Here is an 18009-nt window from a genome sequence, read left to right on the forward strand (position 1 = left end):
GAACAGTATGAGATTAAAAGTTCTAGGCGCAGCAGGAGAAGTAACTGGTTCGAACTATTTGCTTGAATGTGGATCAAGTCGAGTATTGATTGATTGCGGTATGTATCAGGGAAAAGGTGACGACGAGAAAAATAGAGCACAGTTTGATTTTGTTCCTTCGAGTCTTAACTCTGTTTTGCTTACCCATGCTCATATAGATCATTCTGGGCGAGTTCCTCTTTTAGTACAGAAGGGATTTAAGGGAAAAATTTGGGCGACACTTCCTACTGTGGAATTAGTCAGTGTCTTATGGCAGGATTCAGTTCGCTTAATGAAGGAAGAAGCGGCATGGAAGACTCGAAAGAACGAACGAAAGGGACTACCTCCTGTAGAGCCACTCTATAAAGAAGAAGATGCCCAAAAGGCTGCTCATCTTTTAACTCCGGCTACATACGACGATAAAATTGAAGTGGCACCTGGCATTACCGTTCGTTTCCGTGATGCAGGCCATATTCTCGGAAGTGCCATTATAGAAGTCTGGATGGAAGAAGATGGAAAAGAAGTAAAAGTTGTTTTTAGCGGAGACTTGGGGCCTCAACAGACAGTAATGGAACGCAACCCTGCAGATATTTCACGGGCTGATTATGTCATTATTGAATCCACATATGGAGATCGATCGCATAAATCGAACAAGGAAACACGAGAAGAATTCAGACAGGTCATTACGGAGGCGTTAAAGTCTAAAGCCAAAGTTATGATCCCTACATTTGTTGTTGATCGGGCACAGCGTCTTCTTTACGAAATGATGTTGTTGCAGAAAGAGGGTATTTTAAGAGACAACGTTCCCATCTTTTTTGATTCCCCCATGGGAGTCAAGGCGACGGAAATTTATAATAGTCATTTAAGCCTTCTTTCCGGGGAGATACAGAATCATGTAAAACAGGGAGATGATCCCTTTACTCCGAATCAACTTCATTATGTAGAAAGTGTTGAAGATTCGCGGAGAATTAACGATATAAAGCACGCCATTGTTTTGGCCGGAAGTGGAATGTGTAACGGTGGACGAATAGTGCATCATTTAAAGCATGGAGTATGGAACCCCGATAATAGAATTATCTTTGTGGGGTATCAGGCTCGTGGAACATTGGGTCGTCGCATTATCGATGGTGAGAAGATACTTCGAATAGCCGGTGAAGAGGTTACAGTAAATGCGCAACTTCATACTATAAATGGCTTTTCTGCTCACGCAGATCGGGAAGATCTTTTAGCATGGGCTGGAAATTTCGAAACATCGCCTGTCTTTTTTGTAACCCACGGCGAACCCAAATCATCCCAGGCTTTAGCAGCATCTCTTCAGGAGAATAATTTGAAAGCAGTTGTCCCAGTTATTGGTGAGGAGTTTGAGTTGACACCGCAGAAGGATATAACCACGTCGGTTATTTCTCCTATTTGTATAGAAAAAAAACGTTGTGAGGAAGTTAACACTCTTCTTGCCAATATTTCAGGATTAGCAGCGTCTATTCGAACAAAAGCAGATAAGGCAGAAGATCCGGGAGATTTAATTCCTTTGCTTCAATCTACGGTTGTTCTTCTTGAAACAGTTAGTCAGAAAGCGGGAATTGTAGAAGAAAAGGAATAGGATAAACTGGCTTCTCTGGCTTTTAAGCCATTTAGAGCTTATGATACACTTATAGTCTTATTTTTACCGCAGGGAGGGAGAATACTATGCGGAAAGGACTGTTTTTTTGGAGTGCTTTCGGACTCTGTTTTGCAATCATTGCCCTTGTCATTTTTTTAGTAGGTAAAGAACCTGAACAACGATCCATAACAGAGTCTATTCCTGTTCCTGAAGCATCATCTCCCTATGTTTATCTAGAGGGAGACGGAGCCTCGTTCAAATTTGATTTTCCAGAAGAGCTTCTTGAAGAGTCTGGACAGGCTCGTCCATTTTTGTTGGCCGTTCAGGGTGTTTCTCCCATTCTTTCATTTTCAAAGGATAGCGCATGTCTTGTTGCCTGGGATAAAAACGAACCTCATCTTTACGCTTCGGCTCTATTCAGTGTCTCTGTTACGGAAAATTTAAAGAAGGCGGAACTTCCTGCCGAATGGAAAAATCTTGAAGAAAGACTGACCTTAAGTAAAGACGAAAATAATATAACCCTTCTGACATGGAAAAACGGAATTCCTTCTTTATACATGGATGTTGATGGTGGACTTTCTCTTCTTTCGACATCAAAAGAAGGACTTCAACTAATGAAAGATGTTCTTCACAAGACTAAAGAGAATTTGGATATGGAATGGAAGGTCTCTTCTGATTGGAAAAACCATTTCCGTTTTTACGACGGGGGGTTGCTCTCTCAGCTTCTTTCGTTAGATGGAGTGAAAGTATCGCTTGTCCCCTTTATTTTTAATGCATCATGGTACAAGAACGATGAAAAGGGAGAATTGAGTTGGAAAACATCTGGTATAGACGGTGTTATTCCCGCTACCCTTTATGAAAAACTTATGCCAATTCAGTGGAATCAGAGAATAATTGCCCCCGAACCTCTTCTTTTAGCGGCAGGTATCAATATTCCTGATATCCGAGAAACGGAAATGGCAAGTGAGTTGGTTAAGGAAATGCCAGAAGAATTTCCTTTTTCTGCTGAGGAACTCTTAACGTTGCTTCATGGACCCGTATGCCTTACAGTCGCAGGTAATAGTAAGGTTATTTTCTTTTCTTTGCCAGGCTTTGTTTTACAACTACCAGATAGAGGAACAGCGGGCGTAAAGCTTGTGAACGAATTCTGGTCGCAGGAGTGGAGAATGCTTGTTCCGTCAATAGAAAGCCTGGAAGGGTTTCATACAGGGGGAACCGCCAGCGTTCCTTTCACTATTTTGGGAGCGGCAAGAGATGACCTCGCAGTTCTTGGCATTATTCAGAAAAGTGATATAAAGGTTGAGAAAAAGATCAACAACGCTATCCCTTCCCTTAAAAATAGTGGTGGAGCCTTTGCTTGGGGGTACGCTCATGGGGAACGTCTTGCAGATGCCCTTGATGTTGTTGCACGGGCGAGTGCTATGGCAGACAAGTTGGGAAGCGATGTAGGGATCAATGCAGATGAATTGACGAAAGCAGCGGAAGAGCTGCGTCAAGTGGGAGAAATTTCATTAGTGATGCCTACAATTGATGAAGGTTCCTTAAAGTGGACAATCCCACAAGATACAGACGAAGAATCTGAAGAAAAAACAGAAATGTAAAATTATTGAATTATATAAAACGGGAGGATATGTATCGATGGTCAATGCTTTCCGCGCTCTAGAAGAGCGAGGTCTAGTGGAATGGTGTAGTCATCCAGAAGATTTGGATGCTTTTTTTAACACGGGAGAAAGGATTACAGCGTATATAGGTTTTGATCCTACAGCTGACAGCCTTCATGTGGGACATCTTATTCCTATTATGACTCTGAGCTGGTTGCAACGTATGGGACATAGACCTATTTGTCTGGCCGGTGGAGGAACTGGAATGATTGGAGATCCATCAGGGAAAAGCAAAGAAAGAAATCTCCTTTCTCCAGAAGCTGTTCAGGAAAATATTAAAGGTGTAAAAAAACAGCTCGAGCATTTTATGGATTTTGATTGTGGTGAGAATTCCGCCATTATCGTTAATAACTATGATTGGCTGAAAAGTATTTCCTTTCTTGATTTTTTAAGAGACGTGGGAAAATATTTTTCAGTGAATTATATGATTAATAAAGAGCACGTAAAGTCTCGTCTCAACGATCCTGAGAAGAGTATCTCATATACAGAATTTTCTTATACTCTCCTGCAGGCTTTTGACTTTATGCATCTGCTTGAGAGTTACGGATGTCAAGTTCAAATGGGTGGAAACGATCAGCAGGGGAATATAGTTTCTGGCATAGATCTTATTCGCAAAAGAAAAGGTGAACAAGTTTATGGGTGGACCAACCCCTTGCTTTTAACATCTTCAGGAACTAAGTTCGGGAAGACAGAAGGTGGAGCAGTCTGGCTTGATCCTAAACGAACATCTCCATACCGATTTTACCAGTTCTGGATTAATACTGAAGACGAGATGGTCGAAAAACTTCTTAAATTCTTCACGTTCTTGCCTTTGGATGAAATTAAAGCAATTATGGAGAAACATGCTGCTGCTCCTGAAAAACGTGAGGCACAAAAACGTTTAGCTTGGGAAGTAACAGCTTTGGTTCATAGCTCTCATGCAGCTGATACAGTTGCGCGAGCAAGTGAAATTCTCTTTAGCGGAGAAATTACGCACGAAGACATGACGGAAGAAATGATGGAGATGCTTGCAGAAGAGGTCCCATACGAAACTCTTGATGTTGCTCTTCCTGTTGCGGTAGTAGATATCCTTGCTTCTGTAGGAGCATGTAAGAGCAAGGGGGAGGCTAAGCGTCTTCTTCGTGGTGGCGGAGTATATATTAACGGAGACAGAATTGAAGATGAAGCTGCTTCTATTGATGAAGATCATCTTATTGGCGGTCGCCATATCTTCGTTCGTCTCGGTAAAAAAAGATTTTTCCTTATTGAGATAAAGAGGTAGTATTTTTGTCACCAATATGGTTTCTTTCTCAAAACTTTCCAACGTGGGAACTTGCGATTATTTATTCCTTCGCTCGGAATATGAGAGAACGTGGAATAGCTCTCTCTATATATGCGGAAGAAGAATTAGATAGATCTTTCATATCAACAGAATGTTGGTCTTCTTTAACGGAGAGAGAGAAACTTTGGGTGGCGCTTTCTCAAGGTAATGTATGGCACTTTTGGGGAGGAACTCCATGGTGGGGTTCCTTACTTTCCCTTCGTTCTCGTTTATTTTATGGATTATGCGAAAAAACAGTACCTTCAAGAGGAACTCATTTAACATTCTTCTCTTCTGATGAGGATGAAATGAGTACATATATTCCGCCTATTTTTGAATCGAAGATTGCTTGGACAATGTCTGAAAGAAATAGTTGTGAAGGAACTCCTTCTCTATACATGGCAGGTTCCCCTCACAAAAAAAATCGTTGGTATAAAAATGTTTTATCTGCGTGGGAAGCCCCTCTTTTTAAAATTCCCTTTCCTGAAGCGAATATGTGGCCAGGTAGAATCTTTCCCAATTCTTCTCTCGTATCATCTTATATGGGGCAACGAGGTGGTGCGCTTTTACTGTTATCTTCTTCTCCTTCACTTGCTTTGTTGGCGGCTCATGCGACCATATTGGGGGTTCCTATTATAAGTACCCCTTCGAAGCGCCTTGATGAGCTTTTGAGCAGGGAAGGTTATATAACGATAACATCTCAGGAAAACGAGAGGGAACTTCTTCATACTCTCCAGAGTGCTTTTGATTCTATGGGGAAAGAACATGCCCTGAAGGGGAGAAATTATCTTCTTTCTTCATGGGCAATTGATAGGGGGCTTCAGGCCCTCATGTCACTTTATTCTCAGGAAGACGGTGTATAAAGGTGAGTTCAGGCTCTTATTTATTGGAATTGTTTCAAAAATTTACTGCTCAAGGATGGAGAGCTCACGTTACGGCCAGCCTTTTGAACGGACTTCTTCGAGGGTTTCATCCCAGGAAAGCTGTTGCTCTCGAAAATATGTCAAAATCATCTTTCCCTCACGAAGAGGGATGGAGAGATAAAACTCTTTCTGGCGTGTATCGTCATATTGCCTGGACTGTTACAGAATTTTTAACGTTAGTTGATAATCCAGCAGATGTTCTCGATTGGGTAGTAGACGTTGAAGGTGAAGAAATATTAGAGCAGCTGGCCAAAGAGAATAAAGGTGCTGTTATTCTTACAGGGCACCTGGGTAACTGGGAACTTTTGGCAGCATGGTTATGTCAACGGGGCTACCCTCTTTATGCCATAGTAAGAGATCCAGACGATGAAGACGTAGCAGATGTTGTTGAAAAGTATCGTTCCCGTGTTGGTCTTCAGACATTGAAGAAAAGATTTGTAATGAAAGAAGCTGTTCGTTTAGTACAGAATGGTGCTTTTTTAGGAGTTTTAGCTGACCAGGACGGAGGGCCTTCAGGGATTGCCTCAACTTTTTTAGGGCAAAAATGTACGACTGTGAACGGGCCTGCTGCAATATCTCTTATGGCTAACGCGCCTATCGTTCCTGTAATTTCATATCGTGTTTCACCTTTTAAGCATCAGATTATAATTTCTCCGCCGTTGTGTCTGCCTACAGAGGGGAAAAGGAAAGAAAGAATAGAGAGTATCACTCATATGGCAGATGAGACTCTTGAAAAAATGGTATGCAGGCATCCAGATCAATGGCTTTGGCTCCATCGTCGTTGGCATACCCGTTTACCTTGATAACGTTATCCCCTCGTGGTATGCTTCTTTAGGAAAGGAGGGGATTTCGGTGATCTATGAATTAATGTCTACTGGTAACATTGTAAGGCTTCCAGATGCAATGACTATTTCTGGACTACCGAAGATAGAAGCTCCAAACGTTGTTCTTCTCCTCCCGTACAACAGGGTTTTAATAGGAACCTCATCTTCTTTAAACCTTGAAAAGTGGGTGTGGGGAAAAATCGGAGAAGAACAAATGGCAGAGGTGTTTTTGTATCAGAATAAGCCTCTGATGTTGTCTGTAGAGGGTCTTCGTCCCATTTCCCTTAGCGAAGAAGTTGTCGCTGAGCTTCGTAAATTGTTACTTTCGCAAACAGAGCCTCCTGGCGAACATATGCCTGCGGTTTTGATTCTTAAAGGATTGCTTCGTAACGAAATGGCTGATGTTATAACAGAAGAAACGCTCAAAGATGAGCAGTTTATTTTAGATCTTATAGAGCGAGATTTATCTGTAAAACAAGCCTACTGGGGTATACGTTTTGCCTTGGCGAGAAATGATTATACGTCAGTTGCCCGTATAAAGGCATGGCTGAAAAGTGTTGGAAGCCTTTTTGATGAAGTTGCACAAGGAGTACATTTATGGTTCTCCTTAACAGATTTGCCTGGCCGAAAAGAATTGGCTGATCTGGAAAATTTGTCCTTTACTCTTGATGATCTCCAACGCATGAATTCTCAACGTTCTCGACCTGTAGTGTTATTTAGCCGTTCTGGTTATCTTGTTCTTTCTGAGCAATCTTTCGAGAAGTCTGAGACAGTATTCAGAATTTGGCTCTATCTTCCTCTTCACCTTTGGAATGAACTTCGTGAAAAGAGAAAACTTTCTATACGGGAAATAATATCTGCTTCTTGGGGGTATTTAGAGGCGAAAGAAGCGATGAGGGAAATGGAACTTTACGGCAAACGAAGAGAAACAACAACATATCCGCATTAAAAAAGCGAGGAAAAGTTCCTCGCTTTTTTCTTCTTTTATGATTTTAATTAACTTGCCAGTGTTTCTCAAGAAATTGAAGTGCAATACTTGTACAGCTTGTTAAACAGAGATAGATGAGTCCCACCATAATGAAAGTTTCAAAAGAAGCATAGGTAACACTTCGAACCTGTTGCCCTACCATTGTCAATTCAGCAATGGCGAGTGTAGATAATAAGGATGATTCCTTTATAAGAGTGACGAATTCATTCCCGAAAGCCGGAAGCATATTTCGTATAGCTTGAGGAAGAATAATGTGTCGCATTGTTCTGAAGTACGAAAGGCCAAGGACCTGAGCGGCTTCCCATTGTCCCTTAGGCACAGCTTCAATTCCTCCTCGTACTATCTCTCCGACATAACCAGCTGAATTAATAGACAAACCTATAATGCCAGCAGCAAAAGCCGGAAGATTAATTCCGAGAGATGGTAATCCGAAGTAAATGAGGAAAAGTTGTATGAGCAACGGTGTTCCTCGGATAACATAAATGTAAGCTGCAGCAATACTTTTAAGTGGTTTAAAGGGCACAACGCGAAGAGCACCAATCAAAACACCAATAATTGATCCAAGTAAAACAGCAAGGATTGAAGCTTTTACTGTAAAGAGGGCACCTGTTAAAAACATATGCCAATAGGGAGTTATTGACGTGAAATCCAACATCATTAGTATGCACCTCCCTGATTTTTTGTAAGATCTTCCCCGAAGTGGGCCAGCATCCTTTGCAAGAACATTTGTGTTCTCGGATGAGAAGGATTCACCATAATATCTTTTGGTGATCCTTGTTCAACAATATTTCCATCTGCCATAAAGACGATTCTATCCGAAACATCTTTAGCAAAGAGCATCTCGTGGGTAATAATGACCATTGTCATTCCTGTCTCTGCAAGTTGAGCAATAACATCAAGAACTTCCCCAACCAACTCGGGGTCAAGGGCGCTTGTTGGCTCATCAAAAAGCATTATTTTAGGTTGCATCGCAAGAGCTCGAGCTATAGCTACCCGCTGTTGCTGGCCTCCTGAGAGCTGAGTAGGCTTTGCACTTACTTTATCTCCAAGGCCGACTCGTTCGAGAAGACGGACGGCTAAATCTTCAGCATCACTCTTTTTCATTCCCTTAATCTGTATAGGGCTGAGCGTAACATTATCCAAAACTGAAAGATGAGGGAAAAGGTTAAATTGTTGAAAGATCATCCCTACAAGATTTGCTACTTCTTTGTTAGAATGTTTACCGTTGTCTATTCGTTGTCCGTAGAGATATATTTCTCCATCATTAATATCTTCAAGACGGCAGATACAACGGGCGAGAGTGCTTTTCCCAGAGCCGCTTGGCCCGATAACAGAAACAACTTCACCTTCACCTACGGAGAGTGACACTCCCTGTAGAACGTGAAGGTCTCCAAACGATTTATGTAAATTTTTAACTTCGATTGCAGTTTGCAACAATCGTCACCTCCTGTTTGTCGCGGGAATTATAACTCAACTTTAGGTTACTGGCAAACATTTTTTTGAAAAATAATTGAAAAAATAAAATAATCCGGTGTATCACGAACAATTCATTGAGGAAAAAGTAGTATAAAAACATAAAAAAAAGGGGCCCTTTGGCCCCGACTTTTTAAAGACAACTATGTCTTAGGAATCGTAACGGCAACGATATAGTTCCTGATTAAGATCTGACATTGCGTTAGAGAAGGCGTCGCTCTGATCGTTCATATATTTAGTACGAATATTCTTCGAGCTCTCTTTTGTTTTCTTAACTTCCACCTTTACCCACCTCCTGAAAAGCGCTACATACGAACCATTAAATTCAAAAAATTTATTGGTACGAACCACCAAGCTCATTTTATCATGGAGAAAAGGAAATTGGAAGTTTATCAAAAAATTAGAGTTTTGAGAGGTGATTATCTTATGGAAATTAACATTTTAAATAACCGAAGTTGTTATATACCAGGACGTGTCAATATTGGTATTTGGAAGGATGGCGAGGGAGGATGTTATCTTATTGATAGTGGTGGTGACGAGAGTTCAGGGCGTAAGCTTTTTCGGCTATTACAAGAAAACTCTTTGACTCTTAAAGGAATTATAAATACTCATTCCAACGCTGATCACATTGGTGGTAATGCATATTTACAGAAAAAAACATCATGTGTCATTATGGCGAGTAGTATCGAAAGAACGATTATTGAAAATCCTGTTTTGGAGCCTTTAATTTTATGGGGAGCCTATCCTTTTAGTGGGATACAGACGAAGTTTTTACAAGCTGTTCCCTCTGTTGTCGGGACAGAACTTACAAGAGGGCAAGTTGTTCCCAATACAGACCTGACGGTGATTGATCTTCCTGGCCACTTTATAAACATGATAGGCCTTTTGTCGTCTGATGGAGTGTGCTATATAGCAGATAGTGTTTTTTCTGAAGAGATTATCAATAAATATCGTTTTATAGTTACATTCGATGTTGAGGCAACTCTTTCTACTTTAGATAAACTAGAAACAATAGAAGCATCATGGTTTGTTCCGTGTCATGCCGAAGCTATTAAAGAAGACATTACACCCATCGTTGAAGTTAACAGGAAGGGAATCCTTTCTTTAAACGACGCAGTTTTGCATTCTTGTTCTGACCCACACAGTCGCGAAGAGGTTCTTGCTCACTTAGCAGCAACATGGAATATTGATATGAACCCTGTTCAATATGTACTGAATCTCTCGACAATATCTGCACATCTCGCATTTCTTGAAAAGAGAGGCCTAGTAGAAACTTGGGTCGAAAAAGGCTTTTTATTGTGGAGGAAAAAGATATAAATTAACTAAAAGGGTCCTCGATGTTTAGTTTGTTGAATATGTTTTTCTTTGAGAGGACCCTTTTTCGTATCGTTATTATTTCACATATTTAATATGTCCATTCAAAATCTGAAATACCCACATCGAGCATTCGTTGTTTCATATCTTTTGTTATGGCATCAAGAGCTTCTTTTGTTTTCCCTTCACATCGTGTTACAAGAACAGGTTGTGTATTTGATGCCCTTACGAGCCCCCAACCTTCTTTGTAAAGAATTCGAACCCCATCAATAGTTATAGCTTCGTGGTCTTTAAGTGCCTTTTCTTTAATGGTTTCAATAACCTCGAATTTCTTTTCATCGGGGCAGTCTACTCGAACCTCAGCAGTGCTGTAATAGACTGGATAATCAACAAGCATTTCAGAAAGAGAACGACTATCGTTTGAAAGAATGCGAAGCAAACGTCCTGCGGCATAGAAAGAATCGTCAAAACCATAAAATTCATCAGCGAAAAACATGTGTCCTGAAAGCTCTCCGGCAAAAAGAGCATCAATCTCTTTCATCTTTGCCTTGATAAGAGAGTGTCCAGCCTTGTAATAGAGCGGAGCCCCTCCTAGACGACGGATTTCGTCTTCCAAAGCTTGTGAGCATTTTACCTCTATAATGGCGGTTGCTCCTGGATGCTGTGGAAGAATTTCGCGCCAATAGAGAGCCATAAGGGTGTCTCCCCATACTACCGATCCCTTTTCGTCTACAACTCCGATGCGGTCGGCATCCCCGTCAAAAGCGAGCCCGAGATCTGCCTTTTCCATTCTGACTTTTTCTATAAGTGACGTGAGGTTTTCTCGCTTCAGAGGATCGGGATGATGGTTGGGAAATGTTCCATCTGGTTCGCAGAAAAGAGGAATAACATGACACCCCAATTTTTCAAGGAATGTTTGGATATAGAGTCCTGCCGTTCCATTTCCTGCGTCAGCGACAACTTTAAGTTTACGTGTGCCCAATTTTATCTTCGATACGAGCATATCTATATACTCATTCCAGATATTGGCTTTTCTTACTGAACCAGGTGTTTCTGTCTGCACAAAATCATCTTTTTCAATCATAGAAAGAATGTCTTGAATCTGTTCTCCATACATAGTGCTCTTACCAAATGCTAACTTCAACCCGTTCATATCTTTAGGATTGTGGCTTCCCGTAACCATGATGGCACCATCAAGATTAAAATGATATTGGCTCCAGTAGAGAAGTGGCGATGTAGCGACACCTATATCAATAATATTAATACCTGCCCATGTAACACCACTAATAACGTTTTGACGTATTCTTTCTGTAGAAAGGCGTACATCTCCTCCAACAGTGATTGTTGTTATTCCTTCTCTGCGAAGGAAGGTTCCATAGGCTTTTCCTATGGTTGTAACAGTTTCTGCTGTGAGTTCTGTATCGGCTATCCCTCTAATATCGTATTCTCTGAAAATATGTGCTGGGACTTTCATCAGGATTCATCACCTTCCCCTGATTATATTTTGCTGAATATTATATCGTAACCAGATCTTTTCTGTCTGTGCAATGTATAATACCACTTGTAACAAAGGGGGGAGTGAGATTTCAGGTGGGTAGTTTTCTAATAGTTCTTCCTATAATTCTTATTGTCAGCGTCGGGTGGTTCATACGGCAAAAACACTTTGTAGGGGAAGAAGCTTTTGCGGGCATGAATTTTATTTTGTATTGGATTGCCCTTCCAGCACTTCTTTTTAGAGTGACTTATGGAGCAAACGTAGAAGTCCTCATGGGGGGAAACTTCGTAAAGGCCATTTATATCTCTCTTATGGTTACGCCTCCTCTCGCTCTTTTATTTGGGCGCTTCCTGAAATTAAAGAGGGAGCGAGTCTCTGTCCTGACTATGGTTTCTATACGTTCGAATAACATTTTTATGGGTGTTCCAGCTGTATCCGTGGCATTGGGAGAAGCTGGCCTTCAGGCCCTTTCCTTGTATCTTGCTGTTGTCATGGCTGGATATCAACTGATCTCCATTACTTGGGGGCAAGTTGTTCTTTCTGGAAGTTTTCGTTTGAGTGCATTAAAAGATACAATGAAACGAATTCTTACAAATCCTCTTATCATGGCGTGTGTTGTAGGTGTTTCGTGTGCATTTATAGGAATCGGCCCGTTACCAGCGTGGCTTGATGAAGCGTTGAAGGTACTCGGCAATGTAGGAAGTGGTTTGGCGCTGTTATCGTTGGGTGCCTCCTTAGAATTGTCGCGTGTAAAAGAGCTACTCAAAGATACATGGGAAGCCATTTTATTCAAACTTCTTTTATTCCCGGCAATTGTATGGTTCTTTTTACATCTGTGGCCAGTAGACTCTATGTTACTTAAAACGACAGTTCTTGTATCTTCAATGCCCATAGCCGTTAACTCTTACGTTGTTGCTCGTGGCATGGGCATGGATGAAAACTATACGGCTGAGTCTATTGCTGCTTCAACGCTTTGTTCTATAGTGACAATTCCTCTATGGGCAAATCTTTTAGGTATATCTTGATTTCTTGTTTTTAATGAGGTACCATTATTAAAAATATGAAGAACCTCCGAGCCTGACAACCTAAAGATTTTTTAAAAAATTTCTATGGTTCAGGGCCGTTAGGGTTTTTTCGGAAACGAGAGAGCCTTCCATGTTTGAAAAGGAGGAACAAAAAGCTTATCTTTGCATATAAAGAGAGGCCGTTTCTCCTGTGAGAAGAAGCGGCCTCTCTTTTTGAGATCTATTCCCGTACCATTTTGCAATAGATCAGCCGGGGGATTTGCTTGAAGCAAATCCCCTCCCCTTAATCATACCTTTGTGCAACTAAAAGGGTCAAAAGTACCACTTTTAAACAGGCCTTGGTAGAGAGAGTCCTGTTTAATATGTGTGTTATTATGAACTCTGGTTTTGTATCTAATTATTACGGACTTTGCAGGGGACAGGAAAATGCCGCTTATCGTTACGTCAGATCACCTCAGGGCGGGAATGCGTTTAGCTCGATCTGTTCTCGGCTGTGAGGGGCAACTTTTATTAAGTGCAGGAATCATCCTTACCGAACAGATGATAGTTAAACTTTTGCGCCGAGGCGTTGAAGCTTGTTTTGTCTATTTGCCAGGAGAGACTGAGATAAATGAGAGTGAATGGCAGTCTCTGGTGCCTGAACATATGGAAAGACAGTTGCGAGGGCATATGTCTCAAATAGTTCAAAACGTGGTTCATAATCGTTCTTTACATGCTAAAGAGCTTGAGAGTCTTCAAAAATGTGTTTCTCAGGTCATTTCGATTATATTCGAAGACTCTACGGCGGTACTGTTTGGTTTAAAGAATATTAGTAGTCATGATCAGTACACGTATGAGCATATGATAGGTGTAATGACTGTAGCTTTGTTGTTGTCTCGCAGAGGAGAAGAAGAGGGGATTTTTGTCCTTTCTTATCAGGATAAGATCAACATAGGCCTTGGTGCACTTTTCCACGATATTGGCAAACTTATGCTTCCCTCATCTCTGATCAATAAAAAAGGTTCATTGAATAGTGAAGAGTGGGCTCTCATGAAAAAACATCCCTACGATGGCTTTAAAATCGTAAGGGAATTTCCGTGTATTAACCCCATGGCGAGAGCTATTGTTTTGAATCATCATCAATATTGGAATGGGGAAGGCTATGGACGTGTCGGACTACCAGGTCTCTATGGAGAAAAGATTCCCCTTCTCGTCAGACTTGTTTCTGTAGCTGATAGTTACGATGCCTTGGTTAGCGATCGTCCTTATCGACGTGCTTTTCTTCCGGCAGAGGCTCTCAAAATTATACGTAAAGAGGCCGGAATAAAGTTTGACCCTGCTATTGTCCCTCTTCTTGAAAAAGTTATAATCCCTTACCCAGTTGGGAGTATCCTTTTTCTCTCTGACTGGACACTATCAGCAGTCACTTCAATTGTTGATGGAGAACCTCAGGTAATGATTTTAGGTACTTTCCGACAAGAAGATGAACACAAGTTGGGATGTGTTTTTCCTCTTAAAAATCAGGCGGCACAGATTATTATTGGAGCTCCTTCTTTGGAACATCTCGCTTTAAAAACTGCTGAGATTTTAACATCACCAAAAGACTTCGGAACATCGGCCTATCGCTTCTTAGAAAGTATACAAAAAGCATTCCATGACAGAAAAATTTCCCTCGCTTCTTTGCCAAGTTGGGAACATATTATAAAAAATGGTTTTATCCCGTCACTTCTTGAGCATATTCCTACAGGTGGAGATTAAGCACTTTTTTTTCGAGGTTGTAATCGGAACTCAAGCCACCAGACGCATACCCCTGTTGTTATTGGAATTGTTAGCAAAAGACCGATTGTACCAGCGACACTTCGCACGAGTTCCTGTGCTATATAGGGATCATTAAAGAGTGCCGTAGCATCAATTCCTGCATTTGTAATGAGGATGGTAAAGGGCAGCGCGCTACCTAAATAGGCCAATATCAACGTATTAATCATACTTCCCAAAACTTCACGACCTACTCCGATTCCTGCCTGCCATAATCTATGCCCTTCAATGTTGTTATCATATGAGAACATTTCGGCAAGAGTCGATGTTACAGAAATAGCAACATCAAGAACAGCTCCAATTGATCCAATCATAACTGCAGCGAGAAGCAGTCCCTCCATTGACATTCCAGGGATGGTAGAAGCTAAAAGACTTGCACTGTCACTTGCCAGTCCGGTGAGTTGCCATGTTTTGACCATGGCCCAGCCTACGAGAGAAGAAGCAACAGCACCACCTAGTGCGCCTAAAAATGCAACGATCCAAAAAGCCGGTCTTCGTACAACAAGAAGTACTGTAATAATAGAAACGGCACCTACAGCAAGAATAGCGAAGGGGACAGGGGCAATTCCCTGAGCCAGCGCTGGAACGTACCAACCTAGAAGTACAGCTAAAGAAAGAAGAAGGCCAGCAAGGGCCCTGAATCCGGCTTTTCCTGCAGAGGCGATTAGGCCTCCAGAGGCTAAAATAAGAAAAGCGGCGACCCATGGTATTCTATAACGATCGCTAATAGAGTATTGAATACTTCCATCTTCGAACAAGTCACTTACAAGAAGGTATCGACGCTCTTCTATGAGTTCTAGAGAAGACGTTGACAGCTGAGTTATGAGAAGATCTTCCTTAGTTCCCTTTTTTTCTCCGTTAAGAAAGGTAACGGTAATGTCGATGTACTCAGTTTGCCAGAGTCCCTCGTCAGAGCTGGAGGAGCTTTCCGAAGATTCATTGGAGTTGTTGAAAGAGAGGGGGCTTTCTGTCCCTCTGACTTTGCCCACCCTATCGATGCGAACAATGAGAGAATCGTCAGTATTCCAAGAATTTAAGACTACTTTATCGACGGAAACGGCTGCTAGAAGTGCAATGAAAATGACGGCAATAAAGGCTAGAATATAATTTTTTATGCTTTGATTCTGGTTCATAGTAAAGAAATATCCTCCTTGTGATCTTCAAGAGCTATGCCGTCAAGCAGTGTCTTATATACCCTGCTGACATGGTTAGTCATCAGGCGGCGGGCTTTCTTGATATCACGATCAAGAATGCTTTGATATATTTGATTATGTTCCTTTAAAAAAATTTCTTTGTCATCAAGTAGAGAATAAATTCGCTCATGAGTTTCCATAATAAGATTGAAAGTCATCTTTACAATGTTCACGAAAACAAAGTTATGTGTTGCTTCGGCAAGAAGCAAGTGAAAATCATAATCGCACTGTGCTCTATGTTCAAGAGATTCTACATCTTTGCTTGTCAGTGTCAGAATTTTGCGTATGCGCGTTAAATCGCTTGGAGTAGCATGTTTAACTGCTTCGGTAACTATTGCTGGTTCTAATGTCATTCGAGCTTCAACTAACTCAAGTATAGCTTCATCTTGTAGGGGCATTTTAGAATGTTGTGTTTCAAATCTTGATTTTCTTACGAAGCGTCCCTTTCCGGGAATACTTTCGATAAGACCTACAAGTTCAAGAATACGAAAAGCTTCCCTGAGCGAGCTGCGGCTTACATTTAGCTCTTCGATTAGCTGGCGTTCAGGAGGAAGGGGATCACCTTGGATCAATTGTCCAGAGGCTATGAGATTCTTTAATTTCTCTGCGACTTGTTCATATATTTTCGTAGATTTGTTTTTCGTCATTCTACTTACCCTCCCCAAACAACTCAAGACGTATTCTTCTTCTTGTAGTAAAGTAAATCATACCAGATAGAAAGGCACGAGAGGAGGCTAAAAATGTCTTTTCAGATACGTATCCGTAACCATGATATTTGTGAATGCTCCAGCCCTATGAATGGCAAAGACGTTCTTTCTAAGGCAAATATTGACGGAGGATCTCATATTGTGGCTTGGCGCGTCAACAATTATCTTAGACCACTAGGCTGGATTGTGGACGATGATGCTGATGTGGAATTTGTTGATACTTCTTCTTTTGAAGGGATGGAAGTCTATCGCCGATCCTTGAGCTTTCTACTTGTTTTAGCAGTGCAGAGAGCTTTAAATAAAAAAATTGTTATTAAACACTCTATAAGTGATGGCTATTACTGGGAGCTTCCAGAAGGGGAGCTAAAAGAAGACGATGTGCTTATTGTAGAGAAAGCTCTTCGCGATCTTGTTAATCGGGATGTTCCTATTACAAGAGAAGTTGTTCCTCTCGATAAAGCACGGCGTATTTTTGAACGTCAGGGAAATCCAGAGAGTGCGCGACTTTTCATGTGGGCAGCCGAAGACCCAGTAGAACTCTATCGTTGCGAAGACAATTACGGCTTTTATTACGCTCCACTCGCTCCATCGACAGGATATTTACGTGTCTTCCAACTGAAATTGTTTTCGCCGGGCATGGTACTTCAGTTTCCTACTGTGTCGTATCCTAAACGTCTTCCTCCATTCAGAGCTTCTAAAAAACTTTCTGGAGTTTTTCTTGACTACGCTAAATGGTTGGAGGTATTGGGCCTGAGGACGATGGATAGCTTTCATGCTCGAATAGCCCAAGGAAAGGGACTGGAGCTTGTGCTTATTTCCGAAGCTTTTCATTCACAGCGATTAAGTCGTATTGCCGAGGAAATTGCTCTGCGGGAAAGAGTTAAAATAGTTGCTATTGCGGGTCCTTCTGGATCTGGTAAAACAACGACGGCCAAACGATTGAAAATACAGCTACAGGTGTGTGGATTGAATCCGACGGTTATTTCTCTTGACAATTACTTTGTTGATAGAGAAAAAACACCTTTGGATGAACATGGAAATCTCGATTTTGAGGTTCTTGAAGCTATAGATCTTGATCTCTTGGAAAAACAGCTTTCTGAACTCCTGAAGGGGAAAGAGGTTCGTATTCCTGAATTTGATTTTATCAAGGGGAAAAAGTTTGAGGGGCCAACTCTTCGTCTAGCAAAAAATGATGTTTTGATTCTCGAGGGTATTCATGGCCTTAATGAAAATGTTACAGCTGTTGTTCCCGAAGAAAATAAATTTGGTATCTTTGTGTCGCCTCTAACTGGAATAAACCTTGACGAACACAACAGAACAAGCACTACCGATAATAGACTGCTTCGACGTATGATTCGAGATAACAGAACGCGAGGACATTCAGCAGAGCGGACACTTGATTTGTGGCCTTCTGTAATTAAAGGGGCGAAGGAGTATATTTTCCCTTATCAAAGTCGTGCAGATGCTATGTTTAACTCTTCGTTACCCTACGAACTGGCCATATTGAAGGGGTACGTGCAACCTCTTTTGCAGACAGTATCTGAGTCATCCTCCATGTATGGAGAAGCCCGGCGACTTCTTTCGATGCTGAAATTCGTCCCGCCGCTATCGTCTGAATATGTTCCATCGAATTCTATTTTGCGAGAATTTATAGGGGGCGGATGTTACGAACACTAAAAGGGTAAGTCTAAAGA

16 protein-coding genes and 1 riboswitch are annotated in these 18009 nt (G+C 41.4%); of the genes, 10 read left to right on the top strand and 6 right to left on the bottom strand.

All coding sequences use genetic code 11. The features are described 5' to 3' along the window. Positions 1-7 precede the first annotated feature (7 nt). From ACZ5GY_RS01480 to ACZ5GY_RS01505, 6 genes are all read left to right on the top strand, one after another. On the top strand, positions 8-1618 hold the full coding sequence (locus tag ACZ5GY_RS01480; protein WP_213690920.1) for an MBL fold metallo-hydrolase RNA specificity domain-containing protein: 1611 nt from the start codon (positions 8-10) through the stop codon (positions 1616-1618). Positions 1619-1704: 86 nt separating this feature from the next. Continuing rightward, positions 1705-3219: a hypothetical protein gene (locus tag ACZ5GY_RS01485; RefSeq protein WP_213690921.1), complete on the top strand. Its 1515-nt coding sequence runs from the start codon at positions 1705-1707 to the stop codon at positions 3217-3219. A gap of 37 nt (positions 3220-3256) precedes the next feature. After that, positions 3257-4540 (top strand): tyrosine--tRNA ligase, encoded by a 1284-nt coding sequence (gene tyrS / locus ACZ5GY_RS01490; protein WP_213690922.1) that lies wholly within the window; start codon positions 3257-3259, stop codon positions 4538-4540. 5 nt (positions 4541-4545) lie between these two features. Then, complete coding sequence (locus ACZ5GY_RS01495; RefSeq protein ID WP_464111926.1) at positions 4546-5442, top strand: hypothetical protein; 897 nt, start codon at positions 4546-4548, stop codon at positions 5440-5442. A 23-nt stretch (positions 5443-5465) separates the two neighbouring features. Further along, positions 5466-6305, top strand: coding sequence for a lysophospholipid acyltransferase family protein (locus ACZ5GY_RS01500; protein ID WP_464111927.1), 840 nt, complete (start codon positions 5466-5468; stop codon positions 6303-6305). Next, positions 6223-7275, top strand: a complete 1053-nt coding sequence (locus tag ACZ5GY_RS01505; protein ID WP_464111928.1) for a hypothetical protein — start codon at positions 6223-6225, stop codon at positions 7273-7275. Before ACZ5GY_RS01500 ends, ACZ5GY_RS01505 begins: the two co-directional genes overlap by 83 nt. A gap of 43 nt (positions 7276-7318) precedes the next feature. Here ACZ5GY_RS01505 and ACZ5GY_RS01510 read toward each other — a convergent pair whose 3' ends face one another. The 3 genes from ACZ5GY_RS01510 to ACZ5GY_RS01520 all read right to left on the bottom strand — a co-directional run bounded on the left by ACZ5GY_RS01510 (position 7319) and on the right by ACZ5GY_RS01520 (position 9069). Beyond that, a complete protein-coding gene (locus ACZ5GY_RS01510; RefSeq protein WP_213690926.1) occupies positions 7319-7972 on the bottom strand; it encodes an amino acid ABC transporter permease in 654 nt (217 codons plus the stop codon). Beyond that, positions 7972-8748 carry an amino acid ABC transporter ATP-binding protein gene (locus ACZ5GY_RS01515; RefSeq protein ID WP_323402036.1) on the bottom strand — a complete coding sequence of 259 codons (777 nt, stop codon included), beginning with the start codon at positions 8746-8748 and terminating at the stop codon, positions 7972-7974. Before ACZ5GY_RS01515 ends, ACZ5GY_RS01510 begins: the two co-directional genes overlap by 1 nt. 189 nt (positions 8749-8937) lie before the next feature. Next, complete coding sequence (locus tag ACZ5GY_RS01520; RefSeq protein WP_307879540.1) at positions 8938-9069, bottom strand: hypothetical protein; 132 nt, start codon at positions 9067-9069, stop codon at positions 8938-8940. A 144-nt stretch (positions 9070-9213) separates the two neighbouring features. On the opposite strand from ACZ5GY_RS01520, the gene ACZ5GY_RS01525 reads away from it, so the two are divergent. Further along, positions 9214-10104, top strand: coding sequence for an MBL fold metallo-hydrolase (locus tag ACZ5GY_RS01525; protein WP_213690928.1), 891 nt, complete (start codon positions 9214-9216; stop codon positions 10102-10104). Positions 10105-10192: 88 nt separating this feature from the next. Here ACZ5GY_RS01525 and ACZ5GY_RS01530 read toward each other — a convergent pair whose 3' ends face one another. Beyond that, entirely contained in the window at positions 10193-11575 is a 1383-nt protein-coding gene (locus tag ACZ5GY_RS01530; RefSeq protein WP_213690929.1) for a phosphomannomutase/phosphoglucomutase, read from the bottom strand. 104 nt (positions 11576-11679) lie between these two features. Here ACZ5GY_RS01530 and ACZ5GY_RS01535 point away from each other — a divergent pair, with 104 nt between their 5' ends. Both ACZ5GY_RS01535 and ACZ5GY_RS01540 read left to right on the top strand, forming a co-directional pair. Then, entirely contained in the window at positions 11680-12621 is a 942-nt protein-coding gene (locus ACZ5GY_RS01535) for an AEC family transporter (protein ID WP_213690930.1), read from the top strand. 32 nt (positions 12622-12653) lie between these two features. Continuing rightward, positions 12654-12782, top strand: a riboswitch (molybdenum cofactor riboswitch). A 265-nt stretch (positions 12783-13047) separates the two neighbouring features. After that, positions 13048-14358 carry an HD-GYP domain-containing protein gene (locus ACZ5GY_RS01540; RefSeq protein WP_213699892.1) on the top strand — a complete coding sequence of 437 codons (1311 nt, stop codon included), beginning with the start codon at positions 13048-13050 and terminating at the stop codon, positions 14356-14358. Here ACZ5GY_RS01540 and ACZ5GY_RS01545 read toward each other — a convergent pair. Both ACZ5GY_RS01545 and ACZ5GY_RS01550 read right to left on the bottom strand, forming a co-directional pair. Beyond that, on the bottom strand, positions 14355-15548 hold the full coding sequence (locus ACZ5GY_RS01545; RefSeq protein ID WP_213690932.1) for a YibE/F family protein: 1194 nt from the start codon (positions 15546-15548) through the stop codon (positions 14355-14357). The genes ACZ5GY_RS01540 and ACZ5GY_RS01545 overlap by 4 nt on opposite strands. Then, complete coding sequence (locus ACZ5GY_RS01550) at positions 15545-16255, bottom strand: FadR/GntR family transcriptional regulator (RefSeq protein WP_213690933.1); 711 nt, start codon at positions 16253-16255, stop codon at positions 15545-15547. Before ACZ5GY_RS01550 ends, ACZ5GY_RS01545 begins: the two co-directional genes overlap by 4 nt. Before the next feature lie 93 nt (positions 16256-16348). On the opposite strand from ACZ5GY_RS01550, the gene ACZ5GY_RS01555 reads away from it, so the two are divergent. After that, positions 16349-17992, top strand: a complete 1644-nt coding sequence (locus ACZ5GY_RS01555) for a nucleoside kinase (protein ID WP_213690934.1) — start codon at positions 16349-16351, stop codon at positions 17990-17992. Positions 17993-18009 lie beyond the last annotated feature (17 nt).

The sequence above is a fragment of the Aminobacterium thunnarium genome (assembly GCF_055390565.1).